The organism is Bradyrhizobium sp. AZCC 1719, from assembly GCF_036924525.1.
Taxonomy (GTDB): domain Bacteria; phylum Pseudomonadota; class Alphaproteobacteria; order Rhizobiales; family Xanthobacteraceae; genus Bradyrhizobium.
In genome coordinates this window covers 255,148-278,318 of the sequence record NZ_JAZHRU010000001.1, presented here as the reverse complement: position 1 = coordinate 278,318, position 23,171 = coordinate 255,148, and the positions used below count along the sequence as shown (strand labels likewise).

The 23,171-nt window shown below is 62.3% G+C and carries 27 protein-coding genes and 1 riboswitch; of the genes, 13 read left to right on the top strand and 14 right to left on the bottom strand.

Features of this window, described 5'->3' with window-relative positions; all coding sequences use genetic code 11:
* The first annotated feature begins 10 nt into the window (after positions 1–10).
* From V1292_RS01355 to V1292_RS01335, 5 genes are all read left to right on the top strand, one after another.
* The gene (locus tag V1292_RS01355; RefSeq protein WP_334369967.1) at positions 11–1,096 is read left to right on the top strand and encodes an ABC transporter ATP-binding protein; all 1,086 of its coding nucleotides are present in this window, start codon (positions 11–13) and stop codon (positions 1,094–1,096) included.
* Positions 1,096–1,998 carry a carbohydrate ABC transporter permease gene (locus tag V1292_RS01350; RefSeq protein WP_334369966.1) on the top strand — a complete coding sequence of 301 codons (903 nt, stop codon included), beginning with the start codon at positions 1,096–1,098 and terminating at the stop codon, positions 1,996–1,998. Before V1292_RS01355 ends, V1292_RS01350 begins: the two co-directional genes overlap by 1 nt.
* Positions 1,998–2,804 carry a carbohydrate ABC transporter permease gene (locus tag V1292_RS01345; protein ID WP_334369965.1) on the top strand — a complete coding sequence of 269 codons (807 nt, stop codon included), beginning with the start codon at positions 1,998–2,000 and terminating at the stop codon, positions 2,802–2,804. The genes V1292_RS01350 and V1292_RS01345 overlap by 1 nt, the downstream gene beginning before the upstream one ends.
* A gap of 2 nt (positions 2,805–2,806) precedes the next feature.
* Complete coding sequence (locus V1292_RS01340) at positions 2,807–3,133, top strand: DUF2160 domain-containing protein (RefSeq protein WP_213287829.1); 327 nt, start codon at positions 2,807–2,809, stop codon at positions 3,131–3,133.
* Between the two features lie 128 nt (positions 3,134–3,261).
* Positions 3,262–5,004 carry an ABC transporter substrate-binding protein gene (locus tag V1292_RS01335; RefSeq protein WP_334376907.1) on the top strand — a complete coding sequence of 581 codons (1,743 nt, stop codon included), beginning with the start codon at positions 3,262–3,264 and terminating at the stop codon, positions 5,002–5,004.
* Positions 5,005–5,103: 99 nt separating this feature from the next.
* Here the strand turns inward: V1292_RS01335 and V1292_RS01330 are convergent, their stop codons facing one another.
* Positions 5,104–6,204 (bottom strand): alkene reductase, encoded by a 1,101-nt coding sequence (locus V1292_RS01330; protein WP_334376906.1) that lies wholly within the window; start codon positions 6,202–6,204, stop codon positions 5,104–5,106.
* A gap of 217 nt (positions 6,205–6,421) precedes the next feature.
* The gene (locus tag V1292_RS01325; protein WP_334369964.1) at positions 6,422–7,132 is read right to left on the bottom strand and encodes an SPFH domain-containing protein; all 711 of its coding nucleotides are present in this window, start codon (positions 7,130–7,132) and stop codon (positions 6,422–6,424) included.
* A 1,067-nt stretch (positions 7,133–8,199) separates the two neighbouring features.
* Here V1292_RS01325 and V1292_RS01320 point away from each other — a divergent pair.
* Positions 8,200–8,424: a DUF6429 family protein gene (locus V1292_RS01320; RefSeq protein WP_334369963.1), complete on the top strand. Its 225-nt coding sequence runs from the start codon at positions 8,200–8,202 to the stop codon at positions 8,422–8,424.
* A gap of 188 nt (positions 8,425–8,612) precedes the next feature.
* Here the strand turns inward: V1292_RS01320 and V1292_RS01315 are convergent, their stop codons facing one another.
* The 9 genes from V1292_RS01315 to V1292_RS01275 all read right to left on the bottom strand — a co-directional run bounded on the left by V1292_RS01315 (position 8,613) and on the right by V1292_RS01275 (position 16,052).
* Positions 8,613–8,894 (bottom strand): helix-turn-helix domain-containing protein, encoded by a 282-nt coding sequence (locus V1292_RS01315; RefSeq protein ID WP_442895484.1) that lies wholly within the window; start codon positions 8,892–8,894, stop codon positions 8,613–8,615.
* A gap of 283 nt (positions 8,895–9,177) precedes the next feature.
* Positions 9,178–9,762 carry a hypothetical protein gene (locus tag V1292_RS01310; protein ID WP_334369962.1) on the bottom strand — a complete coding sequence of 195 codons (585 nt, stop codon included), beginning with the start codon at positions 9,760–9,762 and terminating at the stop codon, positions 9,178–9,180.
* A 105-nt stretch (positions 9,763–9,867) separates the two neighbouring features.
* Positions 9,868–10,266, bottom strand: a complete 399-nt coding sequence (locus tag V1292_RS01305; protein ID WP_334369961.1) for a hypothetical protein — start codon at positions 10,264–10,266, stop codon at positions 9,868–9,870.
* A gap of 25 nt (positions 10,267–10,291) precedes the next feature.
* Positions 10,292–12,220, bottom strand: a complete 1,929-nt coding sequence (gene thiC, locus V1292_RS01300) for a phosphomethylpyrimidine synthase ThiC (RefSeq protein ID WP_334369960.1) — start codon at positions 12,218–12,220, stop codon at positions 10,292–10,294.
* Between the two features lie 187 nt (positions 12,221–12,407).
* On the bottom strand, positions 12,408–13,034 hold the full coding sequence (locus tag V1292_RS01295) for a thiamine phosphate synthase (protein ID WP_334369959.1): 627 nt from the start codon (positions 13,032–13,034) through the stop codon (positions 12,408–12,410).
* The gene (locus V1292_RS01290; RefSeq protein ID WP_334376904.1) at positions 13,021–13,803 is read right to left on the bottom strand and encodes a thiazole synthase; all 783 of its coding nucleotides are present in this window, start codon (positions 13,801–13,803) and stop codon (positions 13,021–13,023) included. The genes V1292_RS01295 and V1292_RS01290 overlap by 14 nt, the downstream gene beginning before the upstream one ends.
* A gap of 185 nt (positions 13,804–13,988) precedes the next feature.
* Entirely contained in the window at positions 13,989–14,186 is a 198-nt protein-coding gene (thiS, locus tag V1292_RS01285) for a sulfur carrier protein ThiS (RefSeq protein WP_028349567.1), read from the bottom strand.
* Positions 14,177–15,190 (bottom strand): FAD-dependent oxidoreductase, encoded by a 1,014-nt coding sequence (locus tag V1292_RS01280; protein WP_334369958.1) that lies wholly within the window; start codon positions 15,188–15,190, stop codon positions 14,177–14,179. Before V1292_RS01280 ends, thiS begins: the two co-directional genes overlap by 10 nt.
* Positions 15,178–15,307: riboswitch (TPP riboswitch) on the bottom strand. Its footprint overlaps the gene before it by 13 nt.
* A gap of 226 nt (positions 15,308–15,533) precedes the next feature.
* Positions 15,534–16,052, bottom strand: a complete 519-nt coding sequence (locus tag V1292_RS01275; protein WP_442895483.1) for a transglycosylase SLT domain-containing protein — start codon at positions 16,050–16,052, stop codon at positions 15,534–15,536.
* A gap of 352 nt (positions 16,053–16,404) precedes the next feature.
* Here V1292_RS01275 and V1292_RS01270 point away from each other — a divergent pair, with 352 nt between their 5' ends.
* The 4 genes from V1292_RS01270 to V1292_RS01255 all read left to right on the top strand — a co-directional run bounded on the left by V1292_RS01270 (position 16,405) and on the right by V1292_RS01255 (position 18,201).
* On the top strand, positions 16,405–16,599 hold the full coding sequence (locus V1292_RS01270; protein WP_334369957.1) for a hypothetical protein: 195 nt from the start codon (positions 16,405–16,407) through the stop codon (positions 16,597–16,599).
* A gap of 175 nt (positions 16,600–16,774) precedes the next feature.
* On the top strand, positions 16,775–17,152 hold the full coding sequence (locus tag V1292_RS01265; RefSeq protein WP_334369956.1) for a PRC-barrel domain-containing protein: 378 nt from the start codon (positions 16,775–16,777) through the stop codon (positions 17,150–17,152).
* 97 nt (positions 17,153–17,249) lie between these two features.
* On the top strand, positions 17,250–17,789 hold the full coding sequence (locus tag V1292_RS01260; protein WP_334369955.1) for a PRC-barrel domain-containing protein: 540 nt from the start codon (positions 17,250–17,252) through the stop codon (positions 17,787–17,789).
* Between the two features lie 196 nt (positions 17,790–17,985).
* The gene (locus V1292_RS01255) at positions 17,986–18,201 is read left to right on the top strand and encodes a dodecin family protein (RefSeq protein WP_057847045.1); all 216 of its coding nucleotides are present in this window, start codon (positions 17,986–17,988) and stop codon (positions 18,199–18,201) included.
* 177 nt (positions 18,202–18,378) lie between these two features.
* Here V1292_RS01255 and V1292_RS01250 read toward each other — a convergent pair whose 3' ends face one another.
* Both V1292_RS01250 and V1292_RS01245 read right to left on the bottom strand, forming a co-directional pair.
* Positions 18,379–19,947, bottom strand: a complete 1,569-nt coding sequence (locus tag V1292_RS01250) for a DUF4403 family protein (RefSeq protein ID WP_334369954.1) — start codon at positions 19,945–19,947, stop codon at positions 18,379–18,381.
* Between the two features lie 143 nt (positions 19,948–20,090).
* Complete coding sequence (locus tag V1292_RS01245; RefSeq protein ID WP_334369953.1) at positions 20,091–20,765, bottom strand: L,D-transpeptidase; 675 nt, start codon at positions 20,763–20,765, stop codon at positions 20,091–20,093.
* A 416-nt stretch (positions 20,766–21,181) separates the two neighbouring features.
* On the opposite strand from V1292_RS01245, the gene V1292_RS01240 reads away from it, so the two are divergent.
* Together V1292_RS01240 and V1292_RS01235 are read left to right on the top strand one after the other, a co-directional pair.
* Positions 21,182–21,463 (top strand): hypothetical protein, encoded by a 282-nt coding sequence (locus V1292_RS01240; RefSeq protein WP_334369952.1) that lies wholly within the window; start codon positions 21,182–21,184, stop codon positions 21,461–21,463.
* Between the two features lie 81 nt (positions 21,464–21,544).
* Entirely contained in the window at positions 21,545–21,754 is a 210-nt protein-coding gene (locus tag V1292_RS01235) for a hypothetical protein (RefSeq protein WP_334369951.1), read from the top strand.
* Between the two features lie 115 nt (positions 21,755–21,869).
* Here the strand turns inward: V1292_RS01235 and V1292_RS01230 are convergent, their stop codons facing one another.
* On the bottom strand, positions 21,870–22,058 hold the full coding sequence (locus V1292_RS01230; RefSeq protein ID WP_334369950.1) for a hypothetical protein: 189 nt from the start codon (positions 22,056–22,058) through the stop codon (positions 21,870–21,872).
* Between the two features lie 429 nt (positions 22,059–22,487).
* Here V1292_RS01230 and V1292_RS01225 point away from each other — a divergent pair, with 429 nt between their 5' ends.
* The gene (locus tag V1292_RS01225; protein WP_334369949.1) at positions 22,488–22,697 is read left to right on the top strand and encodes a hypothetical protein; all 210 of its coding nucleotides are present in this window, start codon (positions 22,488–22,490) and stop codon (positions 22,695–22,697) included.
* Positions 22,698–23,171: the final 474 nt, after the last annotated feature.

The window sequence follows — 23,171 nt, the reverse complement described above, 5'->3', positions numbered from 1 at the left end:
GAGATGCGATATGGCACGCATTGACCTCGTCGATCTCGCGCATTCCTACGGCGGCAATGACGCTGCGCCCGAATCCTTTGCATTGAAGCCGGTGACGATGACCTGGCGGCAGGGCGGGGCGTACGCGCTGCTTGGCCCCTCCGGCTGCGGCAAGACCACGCTGCTCAATCTGATCTCCGGCATCGTCACGCCCTCGCGCGGAAAAATCCTGTTCGACGGTGCCGATATCACACCGCTGTCAACCCAGAAGCGCAATATCGCGCAGGTGTTCCAGTTTCCGGTGATCTACGACACCATGACGGTCGGGCAGAACCTCGCATTCCCGCTGCAGAACCGCGGCGTGCCGAAGGCCGAGGTCGAGGCGCGGGTGAGGCAGATCGCCGATCTCCTCGATCTGACGTTCCATCTCGACCGCAAGGCCACGCGCCTGACCGCGGACGCCAAGCAGAAGATTTCGCTCGGCCGCGGCCTGGTCCGTTCCGACGTTGCCGCGGTGCTGTTCGATGAGCCGCTGACGGTGATCGACCCTGAATTGAAGTGGCAGTTGCGCTCAAAGCTGAAGGCGCTGCATCGCGAGCTCGATCTCACGATGATCTACGTCACCCACGACCAGACCGAGGCGCTGACCTTTGCCGACACGGTCGTCGTCATGCATGACGGCCGCGTCGTGCAGAGCGGCACGCCGGCCGAACTGTTCGACAAGCCCGCGCATACATTCGTGGGTTACTTCATCGGCTCACCCGGCATGAACATCGTGCCGGCTGCCGTGAGCGGGCACGAGGCACGCATCGACGGCCACATCATCGGCCTGCATCGAAACTACGGCGTGCTGCCGGCGGGTGCGAAGATCGAAATCGGCGTGCGGCCGGAATTCGTCAATATCGCCGCTCCCGCGTCCGGCCTGCTATCGGCCACGATCGAACGGATCGACGATCTCGGTCGCGCCCGCTTCGCCCGCGTTCGCATCGGCGACGCCAAGTTTGCCGCGCGCGTGCCGCCCGGATTCTCCGTGCCCGACAACATGGTCGGGCTGGTGTTCGATCCCGCTCATGTTCACGTCTATGCCGACAGCCGTCTGGTCGAGGGGGTTGCCTGATGGACAAGATCGTCAACCAAAAAGCCTGGTTTCTGGTGCTGCCGGTATTCGCGGTGGTCGCGTTCTCCGCGATTCTGCCGTTGATGACGGTCGTGAACTATTCGATGCAGGACACGTTCGGTAACAACCAGTTCTTCTGGAATGGTGTTGGCTGGTTCAAGGAGTTGCTCGATCCCTCGACCGATCTCGGCGGACGCTTCCTGGCCTCGCTCGGCCGCAATCTGTTGTTCTCGGCCATCATCCTGGCGATCGAGGTGCCGCTCGGCATCGTGGTGGCGCTGTCGATGCCGCGCGAGGGATGGACCGTCGCCGTATGTCTTGTGATCCTCGCTTTGCCGCTGCTGATTCCGTGGAACGTGGTCGGCACGATCTGGCAGATTTTCGGACGGCCCGATATCGGCCTGCTCGGCTATACGCTCAACAGCCTCGGCTTCGACTACAATTACGTCTCCAACGAGTTCGATGCCTGGGCGACCGTCATCGTCATGGACGTGTGGCACTGGACCAGCCTCGTCGCCCTGCTGTGCTATGCGGGGCTGAAGTCGATCCCGGACGCGTATTACCAGGCGGCACAGATCGACGGCGCCTCACGCTGGGCGGTGTTCAAGGCGATCCAATTGCCGAAGATGAACCGCGTGCTGCTGATCGCCGTGCTGCTGCGCTTCATGGATAGCTTTATGATCTACACCGAGCCGTTCGTCGTGACCGGCGGCGGTCCGGGCAACTCGACCACCTTCGTTTCGATCGAACTGGTCAAGATCGCGCTCGGGCAATTCGACCTCGGCAAGGCTGCCGCTCTCTCGCTCGTCTACAATTTGATCATCCTGATCGTGTGCTGGGTGTTCTACACCGTCATGACCAATGCCGGGGCCGAGCGTCCCGAGAAGAAGGGAGCCGCGTGATGCACTCGATTCCCGGTCGCCGCCTCATCATCTCGCTGTTTCTGATTTTCCTGCTGTTGCCGATCTACTGGCTCGTCAACATGAGCTTCAAGACCAATGCCGAGATCGTCACCACGATGACGCTTTGGCCGCACCAGCCGACGCTGGAAAACTACAGGCGCATCTTCACCGATGAGAGCTGGTATTCCGGCTACATCAACTCTCTGACATACGTGATCATCAACACGGTAATCTCGATCGCGGTGGCGCTGCCGGCTGCCTACGGCTTCTCGCGCTATCGCTTTCTCGGCGACAAGCATCTGTTCTTCTGGCTGTTGTCGAACCGCATGGCGCCGGCCGCGGTGTTCGCGCTGCCGTTCTTCAATCTCTACTCGGCGATCAACCTGTTCGATACGCCATGGGCGGTCGCGCTGGCGCACTGCATCTTCAATGTGCCGCTCGCGGTCTGGATTCTCGAAGGCTTCGTCTCGGGCGTGCCGCGCGAGATCGACGAGACCGCATTCCTCGACGGCTATTCGTTCCCGCGCTTCTTCGTCAAGATCCTGGTGCCGCTGATCGCGAGCGGCATCGGCGTCGCCGCGTTCTTCTGCTTCATGTTCTCCTGGGTCGAATTGCTGCTGGCGCGTACCTTGACATCGGTCAACGCCAAGCCGATCTCCGCGATCATGACCCGCACGGTCTCTGCCGCGGGCATGGATTGGGGGCTACTGGCCGCCGCCGGCGTGCTCACCATCATCCCCGGTGCCTTGGTGATCTGGTTCGTCCGCAACTACATCGCGCGCGGTTTTGCGCTGGGCAGGGTGTAGCCATGGAAAACATCGCATGGATGGCCTGGACGCTGCCGACCGCGATCTTCTTCGTGATGCTGGCGCTGACGCTCGGCGTGATGACATGGCTTGGGATCGCTTATCCCGAAGCCGAGCGCGTCGGCATCCTGCGCATTCCGACCACGCGCGGCGACCGGCTGTTCATTTCGCTGGTGCTTGCCGCCGTCATCCATTTGTTGTGGATCGCCTTTGTCGGCACCGATCCGCTTCTGACGCTGCCGATCGGGGAGGGCGTTGAGATTTCGAGCCTGTGGCTCGCAACCCTGATTTCGCTCGTCTCGGCCGTTGCGGTCTTTCGCACGGTCTGAAACGGCGGAAAAAGACAGATCCGGGATCAACCCGGGCCTGAATATGTGTTTGTCGCTGCAACGGAGGATCCAACATGCGACGCTTGAGAGGAAGAAACGGTCCCTTGACCAAGGAGAGCTTTCTGACGATGACCAGCGCGGCTGCGCTGATCGCCGCATCCGTGACCATTGCCGCACCTGTTCGTGCGGACGACGCCGTCAATCAAAGGTGGATCGACAGCGAGTTCCAGCCCTCGACACTGTCGAAGGCCGACCAGTTGAAAGAGCTGCAGTGGTTCGAAAAGGCCGCCGCGCCCTTCAAGGGAATGGAAATCAACGTCGTGTCGGAAACCATCACGACGCACGAATATGAGGCGCGGACGCTGGCGAAAGCCTTCACCGAGATCACCGGGATCAAGGTCAAGCACGACCTGATCCAGGAAGGCGACGTCGTCGAAAAGCTGCAGACCCAGATGCAGTCCGGCAAGAACGTCTATGACGGCTGGATCAACGATTCGGACCTGATCGGCACCCACGTCCGCTACGGCCAGACCGTGATCCTGTCGGACTACATGACCGGCGAGGGCAAGGACGTCACCAACCCGCAACTCGACGTCAACGACTTCATCGGCAAATCCTTCACTACGGGCCCGGACGGCAAGCTCTATCAGTTGCCCGACCAGCAGTTCGCGAACCTCTATTGGTTCCGTTACGACTGGTTCTCCAATCCGGAATACAAGGCCAAGTTCAAGGCCAAGTATGGCTACGAGCTCGGCGTTCCCGTGAACTGGTCGGCCTATGAAGACATCGCCGAGTTCTTCACCAACGACATCAAGGAGATCAACGGCGTCAAGGTCTATGGCCACATGGACTATGGCAAGAAGGATCCCTCGCTCGGCTGGCGTTTCACCGACGCCTGGCTGTCGATGGCCGGCAACGGCGACAAGGGCATCCCGAACGGAAAGCCGGTCGACGAATGGGGCATCCGCATGGAAGGCTGCCGTCCGGTCGGCTCGTCGGTTGAGCGCGGCGGCGACACCAACGGCCCGGCGGCGGTCTATTCGATCACCAAATACCTCGACTGGATGAAGAAGTATGCTCCGCCCCAGGCGCAAGGCATGACCTTCTCCGAAGCAGGCCCGGTGCCGGCGCAGGGCAACATCGCCCAGCAGATCTTCTGGTACACCGCCTTTACCGCCGACATGGTGAAGCCGGGTATTGCGGTCGTGAACGCCGACGGCACGCCGAAATGGCGCATGGCGCCGTCGCCGCACGGCTCGTACTGGAAAGAGGGCATGAAGCTCGGCTACCAGGACGCCGGCTCCGCGACGCTGCTGAAGTCGACCCCGCCCGATCGCCGCAAGGCGGCCTGGCTCTATCTGCAGTTCATCAACTCCAAGACGGTGAGCCTGAAGAAGAGCCATGTCGGCCTCACGTTCGTGCGTGAATCCGACATCTGGGACAAGTCGTTCACCGAGCGTGCGCCGAAGCTCGGCGGCCTGATCGAGTTCTACCGCTCGCCCGCGCGCGTGCAGTGGACCCCGACCGGCAACAACGTGCCCGACTATCCGAAGCTCGCGCAATTGTGGTGGCAGAACATCGGCGATGCGTCGTCCGGTGCAAAGACGCCGCAAGCTGCGATGGATGCGCTGGCCGCAGCGCAGGACTCGGTGCTCGAGCGTCTCGAGAAGAGTGGCGTGCAGAAAGAGTGTGGGCCGAAGCTGAACAAGAAGGAGACCGCCGAGTTCTGGTTCGCCAAGGCCGAGAAGGACAAGACCATCGCGCCGGCGCGCAAGCTGGCGAACGAGAAGCCGAAGGGCGAAACCGTCGACTACGACGCGCTGATCAAGTCGTGGCCGGCCACTCCGCCGAAGCGGGCGGAGGCGAAGTAAGCTTCGCGCGTTACGAGTGATGCAGACGAAAGGCCGGGAGCAATCCCGGCCTTTTTTCTTACCTCGCCCCGCTTGTGGGGAGAGGGGGCGCACAGTGCCTCATTCCGCCGCTTGCGCCGCCGCCAGCGTCGGGTAATCCGTATATCCCTTGGCCCCGCCGCCGTAGAACGTCGCCTTGTCCCACTCATTCAGCGGCGCGCCCTGCTTCAACCGCTCGACCAGGTCGGGATTTGAGATGAACGGTTTTCCGAACGCGATCAGGTCGGCGGCGTCGGCTTCGAGCACTTTCGTCGCGAGGTCGAAGTCGTAGCCGTTATTGGCGACATAGACTCCGCTGAAGCGCTTGCGTAAGGACGCGTAATCGAATGGCGCGATATCGCGCGGACCGCCGGTGGCGCCTTCGATGACGTGGATGTAGCTCAACTTCAGCGCGTTGAGCCCATCCGTGATATGATCGAACAGCGGCTGCGGATTGCTATCGGACACATCGTTGGCCGGCGTCACCGGCGAGATGCGGATGCCGGTTCTTTCGGGGCCTGCGATCGCAGCCACCGCCTGCGACACTTCCAGCATCAGCTTTGCGCGGTTCTCGATTCCTCCGCCGTAAGCATCCGTGCGCTTGTTGGTGCCGTCCTTGGCGAATTGGTCGAGCAGGTAGCCGTTGGCGCCGTGGATCTCGACGCCGTCAAAACCGGCGGCCAGCGCGTTCTCGGTGCCGCGCTTGAAGTCGTCGATGATCCCTGGAATTTCCGACAGCTCCAGCGCGCGCGGTTCGGAGATTTCAGTGAAGGTGCCGCCCACAAAGGTCTTGCCCTTGGCTCGGATCGCCGACGGCGCGACCGGCTTGCCGCCGCCCGGCTGCAGCGTGGTGTGCGAGATGCGGCCGACATGCCAGATCTGGATGAAGATGCGCCCGCCTTTTTCATGCACGCGGTCGGTGACCTTGCGCCAGCCTTCGATCTGCTCCTTCGAATAGATGCCGGGCGTATCCTGATAGCCCTGGCCCTGCTGCGAAACCTGGCTCGCTTCGGTGATGAGCAATCCGGCAGAAGCGCGCTGGCCGTAATAGTCGACCGCCAGCGGGCTCGGCACCATGCCGGGCGGTACCGCGCGGTTGCGGGTCAGCGGCGCCATCACGAGGCGGTTGGGTAGCGCAATCGGGCCAAGCTTGAAGGGCTCGAACAGTCTGGTCTGGCTCATTTCGGATATGTCCGGATCGATGATGATAAAGAAGAGTTGGGCATTGCGGGCAGTTTCGCAATGCCAGAGCCATTCAGCCTGCGCAGACGAGCTGCGCGCGGTACCGGCCGCGCCGCTGTCGAGCAGCAGCGTTTGCGCGCGGGCGTAGGATAATTGCTTCGAAATCGGCATCGGCGCAGCATAGGCAACCTTTCTACGGGTGCCGGATCACATTGGTTCAGGCTTCCTTCATCATGCTGTGGTGCGTGGCAAATCCCATGCGCCGGTTGTCAAGCTCCGCGACGGGTCCGGTGGAGTCCACCTGCAGCAGCTCGAACGTCAGGCATTCGCAACCGATCGAGCGAAGCACCTGGCTGGCGGCCTTCTGGGCGCTATTGCCAAAGCTCTGGTGGTCCATCTGAATTTCCAGGCGGGGTTTTCGGCTGCACACCGCTTTCGCGACCGATTGCAGGCGGATGAAGATCTCGTCGCGGTAGTTCTGGGTGCTTTCGAAAGCGGCCCTGGGATCGACGATTTTCGTCCGGACGACATAGACGAGGTTGACCGCAAAGCGGTCGGCGGACACCGCGCCTTGCGTGAACCGAAATACTTCGGGGCGCAAGTCGATCCGCGCCAGTTGGCGGCTGCCGGCGCGGATCCGGTGCCGGCCGGGCATCAGGGCCTTTTCAAAACGCCCGTTCCGGTAGAGCAGCACGGTTTCGAACTGCTGCACGCAGACCCGATCGAAGCCGAGCAGCACCATGACCCCTTTCCTGAACAGCGCCGAAATCCAGGTCCATGCGCCGGCAATTAAAACGATTACAATCAAAGAAAAAACGATAGAGCCCAGAAGTTCACCCACTTTTATCCTTCCCTGCCGTGTTTTTATCTCGTTGGCGGATACCGCGATATCCGTTCTTCTCTTGGCTCTTCGTCGAAAATAAGTCATTGCTATCTGAAGTAGAACGATTAAACGAAAAAGCGCAGCTCTTCCCTGACATTTGGATTTCCGATCGGCGCATCATGACGCCGAATTGTTGGTCTTTTCCCGTCGTCCCTGAAGCCTCCGCTGTCATCGCCCGGCTCGACCGGGCGACCCAGTACGCCGCGGCTTATCGGTTCAATCGTTGACGTCTCTGGAATACTGGGTCACCCGCCTTCGCGGGTGACGACAATTGAGTGTGCGTCGGCACTCTCGCGACGCATTGCGCCCGAGGTTTGCTCTCAACTTCCCGCCCTCTCAAATAGAGGGCGCAGGGAAGACCGGGTGCTGGCTGCACCCGCGGTCTCGTGTGCAGGTGCGCATAAAGAACACGCACACGAGCATACAGGTACAGCGGGAGCATCCCGGCCTTCCCTGCGCAATGGCTTTACGGCTTACTTCGTGCTCTCCCCGGAGAACGGCTTTCTTGCCTCCGTCATCGGCGGGACACTTCCCGCCAACTTAACGCCAGCACCGCGGCGCCAGAACCACACGACTTCGCCGTACGCTCCCGTCTTCGCCAAGAGGCTTCGCCGGGTTTGGTACCGGTCCGCCGAAGCTTTAGCGAAGGCGGATCCTGCGCGTACGTCTTGCGCATTCAGCGTCCACCGCATCTCACCGCACGTTCGTGACGATCGCGAGCGCCCCTCAATGGGTGAGACGCGCGGAGTTATGCGACTGATTTGCCCTGCACGTTAAGCGGAATATTTTTGATTCCCGGGCTTGACATGATTTCTGAAAATCAGAATTGATTTGCCTGTCGTGCCAATTGGTCGCAGGCCGCAGCACGAAATCGCGCTTGCGCAGCAAGCAAATCAGTCCGCGGCTTGTAGGGTGGGCAAAGGCGCGAAGCGCTGTGCCCACCAACTTACGCCGCGCTCATGATGGTGGGCACGCTATCGCTTTGCCCACCCTACATTCTACAGCGGACAAGCCCCTCGCCCGTGCTACGCGCCAGCATCGGACGGCGCCGCATTGCGTCTCGCGGGCTCTTGAATACGATGGCGCGAACATCGCGCGATGAGAGGTTCACGATGGCCATCAACAAGGACAAGATCGACGACGCGGCATTGGCTCTGCTCTATATAACGCTGCATGACGGCTACCGGGCATGGAAGGGCATGGATTGGGACGTGCTCGGCCGCCTGCACGAAAAGGGGATGATCCTCGATCCCGTCGGCAAGGTGAAGTCGGTGGTTTTCACGGACGAGGGGCTGGAGCGGGCGGAGCGGCTGTTCAAGGAGATGTTCGAGGAGTAGGTGAGGGTGGGATAGGTAGAGCGCAGCGAAACCCCATCCCTTCTCGCGCCCGATCCGCCCAATCTCTCCGTCATTGCGGAGCGATGCCACGACGGGAGGGTAGGTAAAAAGCGCAAAGCGCCGTGCTCACCAACGGGCACCGTGCTCATGACGGTGGGCACGCTATCGCTTTGCCCACCCTACGCGCTCTAGCTGTGCGCGGGCACATCGGCGCCATCAGTCGCATACTGCCGGATCTTGTTGCGCATCGTGCGCACCGAAAGTCCGAGCACGCGCGCGGCGTGGGTGCGATTGCCGTGGCAGCGCGCCAGCGTCTGCAGCACGAGTTCGCGCTCGATCGCCTCGACGGTGGAGCCGATCAGCATCGGCACGATCTCGTGGGGTGAGAGGGTATGAGAATCCGAAAGAGGAGTTTCGGGCACGGGAACGCAATCCGTGCCAAGGTACACGTCATAATACTCCCGGGGCATCAACACCTCCCGATCGACGCCTGCTCCGGAACGCGGAGCAGAAACATCAGGAATCACACTCCCCCTGCCGCAGGGAAGGGTGGGCGTGAATGGTTAACGGAAGGTTAACAGGCACGGAAAAGCTTTGACGGCGCCGTCTACACCTAGAGGTACATGTTGAACAGCAGGCAGATGATTGGGTGAGCCCGTATATTCAACCTGGTAAACAGTAGCCCGCATGAGCGCAGCGATATGCGGGGCGATTTTAACCTGGATGTCGCTCCACTCATCCGGGCTACGCTTGTCAATCGAGCGATGGATCACTCTTTGCTTTCCCGCCGCGTGACACAGGCACTGCGCGGCTCATTTCTTTCTCGTATATCCCGTCAGCGCAGTGTCCCGTCAAAAGGTCGAGTCTGAAAGGCATCCAGGCGTCGCTGACTGGACTGTACGCTTCGCCCAGAAGCTCCGTTCCGCGCACTTCGATATTGCGAAAACCGTCCCAGGAAATGCGCGGGCTTTGCCATCCAGCGTTGCCGGATTTTATCGCGAAGAAATCCGTCGAACACTGGAATACGACGGACCCGAGTGATGGAATCGAAATAACTTGTTCGATATCCCCTGCCATGCGATCGATGATGGCACGGTTCTCCGGATCGACGAAACAAACTTCACCTTGCGCAACGACAATGACGTAGTTTTCATCGGGGTGATCAAGAACAACATTGCAGGCGGTCTCGCCTCCGATGAAGTTACCCACCCACGGTTCAGATGCTCTGGGATAGAAGCGCACCACCAGCCCTTCGCGATGTTCGCGCGCGCCGTTCCTGGTGAAAACGATGGCCATCGGACCATATGGCGGCAGACCTGGTAAGACTTCGAAGGGCATGAAGCGTTGCTCGCGAGCCGAGACTGTTCGTGAAACTTTGTAGCACGATATGCGGGCGGCTTCCCCGGATGTCGCTACGCTCATTCGGGCTACGGTTGCAGCCCGCTACCGCGCCGGCTCCTTGGCCCGTTGTTCGGCTGCCACCGCTTCTGCAGGCTTGCTTGAGCGAACCATCAGAAACGTCCCGGAGTCCGCCGTCCCCGGCACTCTCCAGCGCCCATCAATTTCCGTCGCCTCGGCATTGACCGTGCCTTTATAGGAGACGGCGTTGTAGCCGTGGCCGGGCGGGTCGTAACGCTTGATGAAGGACACGGCGCTGCCGGATCGATGGCCCGCAATCGACGCGTTGTGGGTGCTGATCGGGCAGCCGGGCACCGAGCACGGCTCGGTCACATTTCCTGCGAGCGCGCCACCGGATTCGATGAGCGTCGCCAGAAACGTGACCATTCCAACGTGCCGCTGAACAAAGGTGCCGTCCCAGACACCGGTCAGACTGTCGGTCATTGCTTTCAGGATGAGTGCGCAGCCCTCACAACACCCGATTGCTCTCCTTCACCTTCTCCGCATCCAGATAGAGATCGCTCCCCATCTCCTTGAACTTGGCGCTCATCTTCGCCATCCCCTCCTTCGCCAAGGCTTCGGAGGGCATGCCATCCTCAATCGTCCCACTCACCGACATCCCCACGCTCGCCGGATCGTTCAGCGTCGCCGCATAATCACGAACATCCTGCGTGATCTTCATCGAGCAGAACTTCGGCCCGCACATCGAGCAGAAGTGGGCGACCTTGTGGGCTTCCTTTGGCAGCGTCTCGTCGTGGAAGCTCTTTGCCGTATCAGGGTCGAGGCCGAGGTTGAACTGGTCGGTCCAGCGGAAGTCGAAACGGGCGCGGGAGAGCGCGTCGTCGCGGAGCTGGGCGGCCGGGTGGCCCTTGGCGAGGTCAGAGGCGTGGGCGGCGATCTTGTAGGTGATGACGCCGGTCTTGACGTCGTTGCGATCCGGGAGACCCAGATGCTCCTTCGGCGTGACGTAGCAGAGCATGGCGCAGCCGAACCAGCCGATCATGGCGGCGCCAATGCCTGAGGTGATGTGGTCGTAGCCCGGCGCGATGTCTGTCGTCAGCGGCCCAAGCGTATAGAACGGGGCTTCGCCGCATTCCTTGAGCTGCTTGTCCATGTTGATCTTGATCTTGTGCATCGGCACGTGGCCGGGGCCCTCGATCATCACCTGGCAGCCCTTGTCCCACGCGATCTTCGTCAGTTCGCCGAGCGTCTCCAGCTCCGCGAATTGTGCGCGGTCGTTGGCATCCGCGATCGAGCCGGGGCGCAGGCCGTCGCCGAGCGAGAACGAAACGTCATACTTGCGCATGAGGTCGCAGATCTCGTCGAAGTGGGTGTAAAGGAAGCTCTCCTTGTGATGCGCCAGGCACCACTTCGCCATGATCGAGCCGCCGCGCGACACGATGCCGGTGACGCGGTTGGCGGTGAGATGGATGTAGGGCAGGCGGACGCCGGCGTGGATGGTGAAATAGTCGACGCCCTGTTCGCACTGCTCGATCAGCGTATCCTTGTAAAGCTCCCAGGTCAGCTTGACGGGATCGCCTTCGCACTTCTCCAGCGCCTGATAGATCGGCACCGTGCCGATCGGCACCGGCGAGTTGCGCAAGATCCACTCCCGCGTCGTGTGGATGTTGCGGCCCGTGGAGAGGTCCATCACGGTGTCGGCACCCCAGCGGATCGCCCACACCATCTTGTCGACTTCCTCCTCCACCGAGGAGGTGACGGCGGAGTTGCCGATATTGGCGTTGATCTTGGTCAGGAAGTTGCGGCCGATAATCATCGGCTCAAGCTCGGCATGGTTGATGTTGGATGGGATAATGGCCCGGCCGCGCGCGATCTCGGAGCGCACGAACTCCGGTGTGATGAAGGCGGGCACCGCGGCGCCAAAACTTTCGCCGTCCGCGAGTGCTGCTTCCGCGCGCTCGAGCTGCTTTTTGCGGCCGAGGTTTTCGCGCTCGGCGACGTAGATCATCTCCTTGGTGATGATGCCGGCGCGGGCGAATTCGAGCTGGGTGATCTTGTGGCCGTCGAGGCCGCGAATCGGCTTGTGGTGCGCCGTGAAGGCCTTGGCGGCGTGCGAGGCGCCGACATTGCCGTTGTCTTCCGGCTTGATCTCGCGGCCCTCATATTCCTCGACGCCGCCGCGCTCCTTGACCCAGGCGAGGCGGTTGCGGGGGAGACCGGCGTTGACGTCGATGGTCACGGACGGATCAGTGTAGGGGCCGGAGGTGTCGTAGACCGGGAGGTTCGGTTCACCCGCGGCTTCGGAGAGGATGATCTCGCGCAAGGGCACGCGCAGGTCGGGCGCGGCGTCCGGCGTAGAAAAGATTTTTCGCGACGAGGGCAGGGGCCCGGTGGTGACGGCGGGGAGCGTGGTGTCGGGGTTGGAGCGAATGTTCATGGAATCCTCCTGATTTTAGTTGGCGTCGCTGCGCGAGAGACAATTACCGCCGTCATCCCCGCGAAGGCGGGGATCCAGTATTCCAGAGGCGGTGATGAAATAGGGAGAGGCCGCGGCGTACTGGATCGCCCGGTCGAGCCGGGCGATGACAGCGGAATGATTGGCAGAAGCCTTAGAGTAGGTTGCATCACGCAGCCTCCGCACTGTCGCCCAGCCACTGCCGCACCCTTGCATCCGGGTCGGCGTTCTGGGTGACGTCGCTGACGACGGCGATCGAGTCAGCACCGGCGGCGTAGATTTCGGCTGACTGCTCGAACTTGATGCCGCCGATCGCAACCAGCGGGATGTCGCCGATGCGCTTTTTCCATTCGGTGATCTTTGGAATGCCCTGCGGCGCAAAACGCATCGATTTCAGCGTGGTCGGGAAAATCGGACCGAGCGCGATGTAATCCGGTTTGGCGGCAAGCGCGGTCGCCAACTCCTCGTCGTCATGGGTGGAGATGCCGAGCGTCAGCCCTGCTTTGCGGATTTCGTTGAGGTCGGCGTCGACCAGATCTTCCTGGCCGAGATGCAGGTGCTTTGCGCCGGCGACGATCGCCGCGCGCCAGTAATCGTTGACCACGAGTTTGGCGTCGGTGCCCTTGATGACCTCCAGCGCGTCGGTCACGATCTGCAGCGCCCCGGCGTCGTCGAGATTCTTGGCGCGCAACTGGATGGTGCCGGCGCCGAGCAGCGCCAGCCGCGCCACCCAGGCGACGCTGTCGACCACGGGGTAAAAGCGATCAGGATACGCGTGGCGATCAGGATACGGCATGCCAGAACGGTGTCCCGATCACAGGGGTGGAGGGCGAGGCGAAGTCGCGGGCTTCCATCAGGCCGGCTTCATAGGCGGTGCGGCCGGCTTCGACGCCTGATCGAAACGCCTTCGCCATCGCGACGGGATCGGCAGCTTTTGCTACCGCGGTGTTGAGCAGCACGGCGTCGTAGCCGAGTTCGAGGGCGTGGGCAGCATGCGACGGAGCGCCGATGCCGGCATCGACCACCAGCGTGATATCGGGCAGGCGCTCGCGCATCAGTTTTAGCGCATCGCGGTTCGTAATCCCCTTCGCGCTGCCGATCGGCGCGGCCCAGGGCATCACGACCTTGCACCCCGTTTCGACCAGCCGCATCGCCACCGAAAGATCCTCGGTGCAATAGGGGAACACCTCAAAGCCGTCCTTGATCAGGATTCCGGCGGCTTCGACGAGGCCGACCACGTCGGGCTGCAGCGTGTCGTTGTCGGCGATCACTTCGAGCTTGATCCAGGGCGTGCCGAACAATTCGCGCGCGAGCTTTGCGGTGGTCACCGCCTCGCGCACGCTGCGGCAGCCGGCGGTGTTCGGCAGCACGGTAACATCGAGCTCGCGGATCAGCGACCAGAACGCATCGCCCGTCTTGCCGCCGGCGGCCTCGCGCCGCAGCGACACCGTGACGATGTTGGCGCCGGAGGCGCGGATCGCCTCCTGCATGATCGCCGGCGAGGGATAGAGCGCCGTGCCGATCAGCAGGCGGGAGGAGAAGGTTTTGCCGTAGAAGTTCAGCATGGTCACGGTGTTTCCTCAAATGATCCTGTCATCCCCGCGAAGGCGGGGATCCAGTACGCCGGGAAATCTGCGATCGAACCAAGAAGCCGCGGCGTACTGGGTCGCCCGGTCAAGCCGGGCGATGACAGTTGAGTGCGAGGCACGCTTCGCAGGGGACGACGGGTGGAGAGTGCGTGCGTTCATCATCACCCTCCCTGCCGTGGGGTGATGATCTCGATCTCGTCGCCGGCTTTCAGTGCGGTCTCCGCCCAGCGGCTTTTCGGCAGCACGTCGTAATTCACGGCGATCGCGAAATGCGTGCCCTCGTATTCGAGCTCGGAGAGCAGCGCGTCGACGCGCTCCGAAGCGATCTCGCGCTGTTCGCCGTTGATGGTCACACGCATCGCATCACCTCATTGTCGATCTGGCCGCGCTGTACGTAGGCGAGCGTCAGCTCGGCCAGCGCCGGCGCCACAAGAAAACCGTGGCGGTAAAGGCCGTTGACTGCGATCTTGTTCTTGCGAACCGTGATCCGCGGCAGGTTGTCGGGGAAGGCGGGACGCAAGCCCGAGCCGAATTCGACGATGCGCGCTTCGGCAAAGGCCGGATGCACGGCATAGGCGGCGCCGAGCAGCTCCAGCGCCGAGCGCACGCTGACGCCGGTGTCCTCGGCCTCGATCGAGGTCGCGCCCAGCATGAATTTGCTGTCGCCGCGCGGGATCACGTAGAGCGGCCAGCGCGGATGGATCAGCCGCACCGGGCGCGACAGCTCGACTTCGCTCGTCTCGATGATGATCATCTCGCCCTTGACGCCGCGCAATTCCGGCTGCTCGTCGCGCGCGGAGAGCCCGCGGCAGTCGATCACGATGCCGTCGAGATCTTCCGCATTGATATCGCAATCGAACTTGATCGTGCCGCCGGCGGCTTCGATTCGCGCATGTAGCTCGGGCAGCACTTTGCGCGGCTCGACATGGCCCTCCTCGGCATAGAACAGGCCGTCGCGAAAACGGCCGTCCAGCGAGGGTTCTAGGTGGCCGACGCCGCTTGCATCGAGCCTGGCATGGCCGGTGGTGAGTTTGGCAAAACGCTCGAAATCGGCGCGGTCGCGCGGATGCGCCACCACCAGCGATCCGTTGAACGGGGTGTTGGGAAAGAGCTCGCGCCACAAATCGAGCGAGCGGAATCCGAGCCGGCCGATCACGGGCTCGGACGTCTCGGCCTCGCAATAGGGCGCCAGCATGCCGCCGGCCCAGTGGCTGGTGGAGAGCGTCATATCGGCGTCACTGCGCTCGTACAGAGTGACGGCGTGGCCGGCCTGTGCGAACAATAGCGCCTGCCAAGCGCCGGCAATGCCCGCGCCGATGATGGAAACGGGGGAATCCCCCCGCGGATCTGACTTCTGGTACATCCCTGTCCCTTCGCCGGCATGACCCGGATCAGGTTCAAAGGGTCACCGCGGTCCCAGGCTGAACTGCCCAAGCTTGCGGTATCTCAGCTCCTCGTCGGAGCACCCCTCGGAACAGGGCTAATGTAGGCGGTTGGGCGGAGGTGTCAACGCGGCTTTGCAGGAACTTGCAATGCTGCCGTGCCCCGGACGCAGCGCAGCGCCCTTTAGCGGTGCGCTGCTGAGCCGGGGTCCACGGTTGGCATTGGGTCCCGGTTCTGCGGAGCAGCGCACCGGACGATGCTTCGCATCGCCGGGACAGCGCTGCACCGCGCCCGGGACACGGGATTTAGCTATTTGGATTTAGCTATTTTGCCGCCTGCAGCGCGTTCGCGTCAGCCGGCGTTCCGACCGGCGCGGCGACGATTTTCGGCGTCGCACCGCTCGCCAGCACGGGCGCGATCTGCAGCGGCTTTTCCTGCCGCTGGCGCTTGGCGGCGTAATAATAGCCGCTCGCATAATAGCGGACGGCGCGGCCGTGATCGCCGCCGGCGGCGCGATAGGCGCCGGCGAGATATTTGATGCCCCAGGCGAGATTGGTGTCGGGATCGCGCAGGCCCGCGGCGTCGCCAGTGTAGCCGAGGCCGCGCGCAGTCGGCAGCTTGATCTGCATCAACCCGATGGTGCCGCCGCGCCCGACCAGGTTCGCATGATACTTGCTCTCGCGCACGATCACCCGGTGCACCAGCGCTTCCGGCACGTTGTTGGCGGCGGCGTGGGCGGCGACCATGCTTTGATATTGCGCGCGGCTCTGCGCCATTGCGTCGGGCGAAAGCAGCAGCACGGCCGCGGCGGCGAGCCAGGCGAATTTCGGAAAACTTTTCATAAAAATGATCTTGGCGGGTGGGCACGTGAGAGAGTGGCGCTTTCGATTAGTTCCACCGACGGGCCAAGATGTGGCAGAAAACGGACGACATCGCGGCGAGATGTCTGCGGCCGATGCACGCCTTAACGAACACGTCCAGCGTGACGCATACGTTGCGCGTGCGATGCATCGCACCTGTCGACGCGAATCTGCGTCATGCGGACGCGCAAGGAATGTCGTGCAAAAGACGCAGTCAAGGTGTAAAGAAGACGCCGCGACAAACCAATTCATTCCGACAGCAAACCTGTCTCATTCAATGACATTCTAAAAAGCGAGACGTCATTTGGACGTCCGAAGTCCAGGGAGATGCGCCATGTCTCGACTCGACTCCAGCTATCTGCCTCGCGGAAATCCTTGCGCCCAGTGCGGCAAGCCGATCCCGAGACCGGATTGGGTGGAGAGCAGTCCGGGCCGCACATCCTTCCTCTGGTTCTGCCGCGCCTGCGACTATCGCTTCGAGGCGATCGCAATCTACGAGGAAGCCGACCCCGACGCGCTCGCGGCCTGACACGCACGGGCTTCGACGCTGCAGCATCATTGCCGGCGCCGCCGCCATATCGCGTGCGGCGGAGCGGCCACGTCGGCGCATTTCGTAAATTCCGAATAGGGCAGGCTGGTTGCCACAGGGCGGAACCAGCCGGGCGCTGCCACGTTGATTCCTTCATCCACGTGTGGAGGGTCCAATGGCAAGCGATGTCATGGCCAAGCCGCATCAGTTGATCGCGAGCGACCGCGTCGAGGGGACCGCGGTGCGCCGGCCGAACGGCGACATGATCGGCCACATCGAACGGCTGATGATCGACAAGGTCACTGGTAAAGTATCTTATGCAATCCTGAGTTTCGGCGGGTTTTTGGGCATCGGAGCCAATCTGCTGCCGTTGCCCTGGGGACGGCTTCGCTACAACACGAAGTTCGAAGCCTATGAACTCGACATCGACGATGAAGAGTTGAGGCGCGCGCCGTCATTCCGTGCGGACAAGGATTTCGACTGGGGCGATCGCGCAAAGGAAGCCGAGCTGCATCGCTACTACCGCATGCCGCCCTACTGGGGCGCCTTGTGATGCCGTGTCGCACGGCCTGTTTCATGCGAAAACGCGTGGAACACTTGTTGAAGTGCCGGGTTTTCCTCAGAGCGTTTCTGAACTGAGGAGAACGGATATGTTAACGAAAACTGCCGTTGCCGGCCTCGCGGCGTCCGCGTTGCTGGCGAGTGTAGCGTTTGCGCAGCAAAGTCCTTCGGCAACGACTGACAGCGCCAAGACCGCAGCGCCTGCGGCTGCAACCGATACCTCGTCGTTCAAGGGTACGTGGCGGGCTTCGAAGCTGGTCGGCCTGAACGTGTACAACGATAGCAACGAAAGCCTCGGCTCGATCAATGATCTCCTGACCGACAAGAGCGGCGATATCAAAGCAGCCGTGATCGGTGTCGGCGGCTTCCTCGGCGTCGGCGAGCATCTGGTTGCGGTGCCCATCGACAAGGTGAAGTTCGTTGATGAGCCGGTTGCCTACACCGGCACCGCGGGCGCGCCCGCTTCAGGTGGCGCACGGACAGGCGCAGGCGGAGGCACGGGCACGACGGGTGCTGCGACGGCGCCTGCCGCGCCGAAGAAGAATCCGTGGTATCCGGATCACGCCGTGTTCAGCGCGACGAAGGATCAGCTCAAGGCGATGCCGGAGTTCAAGTACTCGACAGAATGAGGCCGCGGTCTTAAACACCAGGCTCCCTCAAAATGGCCGGACGGCATCACGCCGTTCGGCCATTTGATTTTGAAAATGCCCGTTCGCGCAATGGTGCAGCGCATCCTATCTGTGCGTATTTCTCGATGATAGGTTGTATCGCGGCAGGAGCATCTGCCTCCTGTCTTGCATGATCCTGCGTCAACGGGAGGACGACATGGCGGACAGCGTCTACAAGGTCATCGAGCTGATCGGCACCAGCAGCGAATCCTGGGAGAAGGCCGCCGCTGGCGCGGTCAGCCGCGCCGGAGAAACCCTGCGGGATCTTCGTGTTGCCGAAGTGGTCCAGCTTGACTTGCAGCTTGATGCACAAGGCAAGGTGGAAGCCTACCGCGCCAAGCTGAAAGTCTCATTCAAGTTCGAGGGTTCGTAGTCGGCAGTTTCGTAGGGTGGGCAAAGGCGCGCACGCGCCGTGCCCACCATACCTGTGTCAGACCTCATCCTGAGGAGCGCGCAGCGCGCGCGTCTCGAAGGATGAATGGCACCAGCGGGGCCTCGTGGTTCGAGACGGCGCTAACGCGCCTCCTCACCATGAGGGTTTAACGAGATATCACAGCGCCGGCAGCGCGCTGACGTAGACGTTGATCGCGCCTTCCGCTTCTGCGATCACGCGCAGCGTTTTGGAATCGAAGGCGATGTCGGCGAGCCGCAGCTTGCTGATCTCGGCCGAGACCCGCAGGCCGTCCTCGTTCTTCTGAAGATCGGCGATCGCTGCTGCAATCTTCTTCTGCGCGTTGCCGGCGAACGGCTTGAGGTCGATGACAGCCTTGTCCGCCAGCGTCTTCTGCAGATGCGGGACGGCTGCGCGCGCCGCGGCGCCCAACAGCCCGAAGGCAGCCTCCGACTCGACGGCGAGTTCGATGTCGGTCAGCCGCAGCGTCTGCTCGCCCTGATCGAGCACCGGCTTGCCCCAGATATGCACATTGGCCTCGCCGCCGAGGCCCAAGAAGCTCTTCTTTTCCCTGGCGCTGACCAGAAGTGAGATCAGCAGGCGGTTGCCGGAAGCGGCCACGGTGGCGCGCTTGACGGTGACGTCGACCGCGCCCGAACCATCTTCAGGAAAAGTCTTCCCGGCGAACTGCGCCTCCACGATCTTGTTGATCTCGGTGAACGGCATGTCGATGGGCACGCCGATCGCGACCCGTCCCGGCATCGGTGGCACCATGGCGATCGTAGCGGGGAACGGGCAGGACGGCTTGGTTTCGCTCGGTGTGATCCTGGTTTCCGCCTCGATGCCGAGCGTCAGCGTCAGGTTCGAAACATCGACTCGCGGCTGCGCGGCGACCGCCCGGGTGGGGCGCAATTCCAGCCACAGCGCCGGCATCGTCGAACCGGCTGTCGTGCCCTGCAGCGGAATCGAGCGGCAGGCCTTGGCCCACTGCACCCGCGCGTTCCGTTCGAAGGTCGGATCGTTGCGCATGCGCGCCTGCACCAGCGCGATTTGCTCGGCGACGTTCTGGTCGATCAACGGCTTCACCTGCGCGGGCACGTTGACGCGCGCGCCGGCCACGCTGAGGCTGGTGTCGCCGAGATTGACCTGCGCTGCGAGATTAGGCTCGATGCGCCAGTTCGCCGCGATCTGTGGTCGCGCTGATATGACGACGTTGCCCTTGATCTCGGCGCTGGCGTTGAGGTTCTTGATGTTCACGCTGCCGATCTGCTTGGCGACGTTGCCGCCGAGCAGGCTTCCGAGCGCTTCGCCGACCGCACCCGTCGCCTTGCCCGACAGCGAGCCGGTTACGTTCAGTGTGCCCGTCAACGGCGTTGCCAGCGACAGCACGTCCTGCGCGCCGGTAGCTACGATCGGCCCGCGCGAGGCAGTCCAGCCGATGTCGGCGTTCTGCAGGATCTGCGAAATCGGATTGTCGGCCTTGCCGGCGAAATTGCGCGGCGCGCCGCGATCGGTGGCATCGCGGATCGCCGACAGCGCAACCGCAATCGGCGCCATCACCGTGGATGCGCGCGCGGCCGGCGGCAGCGGCGGCAATTCGGCGAGCGCCGGCGCGCTGTTCGTGGCGCGAGGCGTGACGAAGTCCATCACCTTCAGGCTGACCACAAACGACATGACGAGGACCGCAAGCGCGATCGCAATGGTCTTGACCCGCATCGGCAGACGCATCGTGCCCCCGGACCCCAATGAATCGCCCCACAACGTTTTACAGGGGTGGCGAGGGGGACGCCACTGCACATTGCCGCGACCCTAGGTCAACGCAAAACGACCCCGGCGAACGCCAGGGCCTCGCATTAAGAAAAGCTAATGCCTCAGCGGATGGTCCGGCCGAGATCGGCGCGGCGATCCGTCATCGGCAGCACGATCACCTTGGTTCCGACGCTGACCCGGGAATACAGATCAATGACGTCTTCGTTGGTGAGGCGGAGGCAACCTGAGGAAACACGGGTGCCGATCGTCTCCGGCGCGTTGGTGCCGTGGATGCGATAGATGGTGCCGCCGAGATACATCGCGCGGGCGCCGAGCGGATTACCCGGGCCGCCGGTCATGTGGCGCGGCAAATAGGGCTGGCGGGCGATCATTTGCGGGGGCGGGGTCCAGGCCGGCCATTCGGCCTTGCGGGTGATCGTCTGGGTGCCGGACCAGGTGAAGCCGTCGCGGCCGATGCCGATGCCGTAGCGCAGCGCCTGGCCGTTGCCGAGCACGAGGTAGAGATAGGTGTTCGGGGTATCGATGATGATCGTGCCCGGCGCCTCGCGGGTGTAGTAGTTCACGACCTGGCGGCGCAGGCGGGCCGGCAGCTCGAAGCGTTCTTCTTCCTCAGGCGCAGCGGCAACCGGCGGCGGAGCCGCTTCGATCTGCGGCAGGAAAAACGGAAACAGCGGCAGCGGGGCCGCAGTGGCGGGTGCGGAAAATGCGGTGGCGCCAATCGCCAGCGCGCCAAAGGCGGCGGCCGCGAAGCGGCTCAGTATCGATGAATTGGACATGGTCGTCCCCCTGTTTGTCGCACCAGTTCGGCGCGTCGTTGGGGACACCTCTACAGATGAACCGTTTCAGGACATTTGCACGAAATCGCCAAAATGGTTTCGTGGCGTTAGGGAATTGTTTCGTTAAGGTTTCGTTGACGGAAGCTGGTGGTGCGGCGGGAGGCAATGCCACTCAAAGAAGTAGCACGGCGCGCCCAGGCGCTGCCGGCGAGACCGCACTCGCCCGGACAGAGTGTCCTGCCGAAATACCGTATGGTTGCAGCTCGCCAAGAGCCAAGTTCCTTTGCGCTACATCAAGGACGCGTTTGCCTACCGCGCTAAACAAGCGCTGTAGCCGAACAACCCGCCGGCTGTTGAGGCTATGGGCTCGGGCTCCTAGGCACTCCGAGCCCGCCTTGTCCGAGCAGGAGGCTCACATGTCCGTAACCAACCACGCGGATGATCTGGGTTCAGCCGTGCACTACGCGCTGGAAACGACCCATGCCATAGCAGTCTGCCCTTTTCACTTGGATCTGACGATCCGCATCGGTGACGACGCGGCGGAGAGCCATGCCCTTGCGCGTGCCAGAAAGCTCGTCAAGAGCGATGGCACGACGTGGGAGGGTGAAGCTCTTCGGAAAGAGTTTGGACGCCAACTCGGCAAAGCCGCTGACCGGTACTGCCCTTACTGCGCCCTTTTTGGCGATCCAGAGCTATAGGTACGGGCTGAAGCGGTTCTGTGACTGGGCAGGGCGCCACTTCTCTCGGACATGCGGTTCAGTAGTCCCAGGAGTTTGATCATGGCGATTTACGACGATGCTGACGTCAATCCTCCCCGTGCCGGTTCCGGGCATGGATACAAGAAAGTGATGCCATGGCTTCGCGACGAAACGCCATTTGCCTGCGAGTGCTGCGGTGATCTCGTTACGCTTGAGCAAGCGAAGCTGAGGGGTGATGTCAGCAACCAAAGCAAGGCTTGGAACGGCTTGCTCAAAAGCTTGAGACTGTGACCTGCGTGAGGCCCTTCAATCCGCCGGGATAGTCCATGCTCCATGTGCCCGGACCCGGCCGGCATTGCGCCGGGCGGGCGCCGCCGTGAAAATTTGGAGAAAGCAGCCGGATCAATCAGGTCTGACGGGCCTGCATCGGCGGGATGTCGGTTGAGCCGGTGCCGATCACGGCCCGGCGGTCGGCGACGGCATGATGGAATTGTTCGAGCGCGAGCCGGATCACCGAGAGGTCGCCTTCCTCGATGGCGCCGTCGTCGTAGCAATCGAGCGGCTCGCGCAACAAGCGGTCGGCCGTACGCTGCATCTCAGCCAGCTCTTCCGCCGTCTCGGCCTGGCGGACCTTCGAGATCAGATCGAGAGCTCGTCGCGATGCCCGACATAGAGCTCGCGCTCGTCCCTGTTCCGGTAGTGCCCTCACCCGCTGAGGCCAAGGCGAGTTGGGTGCTCTCGCCCTCATGCTCAGATCGTCCCAATAGGAGGCGATCAGCTTCCGCGGCGATGACTTCAACCGGATCAATAAGCGCTGCGAGTTGGATTGGTCGGGAATTGGTGATGGACGAGGTTATAGTCCTCTGCCATGGGCGCATGACGTGCTTTGCAATGCGCGGCCGCTCGGCACAAGGCTGGACCGGCTGCGCACCATTGCGGGCATAGGAACAGACATGAAAGCCGCGAGTTGATCGCTGGATGCAGAAGTCGATCCTGACAGGGCTATTCGACTATGAGAAACATCGTGAACGAGACCGGTGAGATCATCGCCAAGGCAACGCATGACGGCACGTTGGTCGGCGGGCACCACCGCATCGCGGTGGCGGCTAGCCTCGGTCAAAAGCTGCTTTGGCAAGACAGCGGCGAACCTGTGAGCCTTGATGCCTTCTTCAGGCATCCGAATGGTTCTCAGCGACACGTAGGTTCAGGCGCTCGCTGGACCAGCCCTCACTGAGTATGACGAGGAGCACATCATCACGTACATGCGCGTGATGCTGATCAATAAGCGGCGCCTGGCTTTGCCTGGCTAGGGCCTTGATGGTGTGGAACGGATTGTTAGGGGCGCTTGGGGTCTCGGTCGTGGCAAAGGAGGCGATACAGGGCCCGCTAAGGCAACGGGCTTGGCCACGGGAGGCTGCGGCTGCGCGCCTGCCGCGTCGTTCACGGGACTGCTGTGGCGGCCTACAATGTAAGCCCCTAGCGCCGTGACAACCAGTAGAACGAGTAGCGTCTTTGCCCGCATACTCGCACCACTACCTTTAGCCGGTCTTTCGAGCATTCATGGCCCGCTCAACCTCGTCGGCTAGTTGATCCAGATGCCGCGCAAGCCGGTCGAACATTTCGCGCTTCGCTTTGTCGGTAGCCAAGTCCTGGACGAGCGCACATCGGCGGCGTCTTTACGCGAGCTTCTCCAAATGGGTCTGATAAT

Excerpts from the sequence above, each read along its gene's own strand:
- V1292_RS01315 (WP_442895484.1), bottom strand. The coding sequence starts at position 8,894 with ATGCCCCGGGAGTATTATGACGTGTACCTTGGCACGGATTGCGTTCCC.
- V1292_RS01275 (WP_442895483.1), bottom strand. The coding sequence starts at position 16,052 with ATGAAAAGTTTTCCGAAATTCGCCTGGCTCGCCGCCGCGGCCGTGCTG.
- V1292_RS01280 (WP_334369958.1), bottom strand. The coding sequence starts at position 15,190 with ATGTACCAGAAGTCAGATCCGCGGGGGGATTCCCCCGTTTCCATCATC.
- V1292_RS01335 (WP_334376907.1), top strand. The coding sequence starts at position 3,262 with ATGACCAGCGCGGCTGCGCTGATCGCCGCATCCGTGACCATTGCCGCA.
- V1292_RS01295 (WP_334369959.1), bottom strand. The coding sequence starts at position 13,034 with ATGCCGTATCCTGATCGCCACGCGTATCCTGATCGCTTTTACCCCGTG.
- V1292_RS01255 (WP_057847045.1), top strand. The coding sequence starts at position 17,986 with ATGGCGGACAGCGTCTACAAGGTCATCGAGCTGATCGGCACCAGCAGC.
- V1292_RS01340 (WP_213287829.1), top strand. The coding sequence starts at position 2,807 with ATGGAAAACATCGCATGGATGGCCTGGACGCTGCCGACCGCGATCTTC.
- thiS (WP_028349567.1), bottom strand. The coding sequence starts at position 14,186 with ATGCGTGTGACCATCAACGGCGAACAGCGCGAGATCGCTTCGGAGCGC.
- V1292_RS01310 (WP_334369962.1), bottom strand. The coding sequence starts at position 9,762 with ATGCCCTTCGAAGTCTTACCAGGTCTGCCGCCATATGGTCCGATGGCC.
- V1292_RS01230 (WP_334369950.1), bottom strand. The coding sequence starts at position 22,058 with ATGCAGCGTACGGCCGACCGCTTGTTGCGCGAGCCGCTCGATTGCTAC.
- thiC (WP_334369960.1), bottom strand. The coding sequence starts at position 12,220 with ATGAACATTCGCTCCAACCCCGACACCACGCTCCCCGCCGTCACCACC.
- V1292_RS01270 (WP_334369957.1), top strand. The coding sequence starts at position 16,405 with ATGTCTCGACTCGACTCCAGCTATCTGCCTCGCGGAAATCCTTGCGCC.
- V1292_RS01330 (WP_334376906.1), bottom strand. The coding sequence starts at position 6,204 with ATGAGCCAGACCAGACTGTTCGAGCCCTTCAAGCTTGGCCCGATTGCG.
- V1292_RS01325 (WP_334369964.1), bottom strand. The coding sequence starts at position 7,132 with ATGACTTATTTTCGACGAAGAGCCAAGAGAAGAACGGATATCGCGGTA.
- V1292_RS01235 (WP_334369951.1), top strand. The coding sequence starts at position 21,545 with ATGGCGATTTACGACGATGCTGACGTCAATCCTCCCCGTGCCGGTTCC.
- V1292_RS01345 (WP_334369965.1), top strand. The coding sequence starts at position 1,998 with ATGCACTCGATTCCCGGTCGCCGCCTCATCATCTCGCTGTTTCTGATT.
- V1292_RS01265 (WP_334369956.1), top strand. The coding sequence starts at position 16,775 with ATGGCAAGCGATGTCATGGCCAAGCCGCATCAGTTGATCGCGAGCGAC.
- V1292_RS01290 (WP_334376904.1), bottom strand. The coding sequence starts at position 13,803 with ATGCTGAACTTCTACGGCAAAACCTTCTCCTCCCGCCTGCTGATCGGC.
- V1292_RS01305 (WP_334369961.1), bottom strand. The coding sequence starts at position 10,266 with ATGACCGACAGTCTGACCGGTGTCTGGGACGGCACCTTTGTTCAGCGG.
- V1292_RS01260 (WP_334369955.1), top strand. The coding sequence starts at position 17,250 with ATGTTAACGAAAACTGCCGTTGCCGGCCTCGCGGCGTCCGCGTTGCTG.
- V1292_RS01320 (WP_334369963.1), top strand. The coding sequence starts at position 8,200 with ATGGCCATCAACAAGGACAAGATCGACGACGCGGCATTGGCTCTGCTC.
- V1292_RS01355 (WP_334369967.1), top strand. The coding sequence starts at position 11 with ATGGCACGCATTGACCTCGTCGATCTCGCGCATTCCTACGGCGGCAAT.
- V1292_RS01250 (WP_334369954.1), bottom strand. The coding sequence starts at position 19,947 with ATGCGTCTGCCGATGCGGGTCAAGACCATTGCGATCGCGCTTGCGGTC.
- V1292_RS01240 (WP_334369952.1), top strand. The coding sequence starts at position 21,182 with ATGTCCGTAACCAACCACGCGGATGATCTGGGTTCAGCCGTGCACTAC.
- V1292_RS01245 (WP_334369953.1), bottom strand. The coding sequence starts at position 20,765 with ATGTCCAATTCATCGATACTGAGCCGCTTCGCGGCCGCCGCCTTTGGC.
- V1292_RS01350 (WP_334369966.1), top strand. The coding sequence starts at position 1,096 with ATGGACAAGATCGTCAACCAAAAAGCCTGGTTTCTGGTGCTGCCGGTA.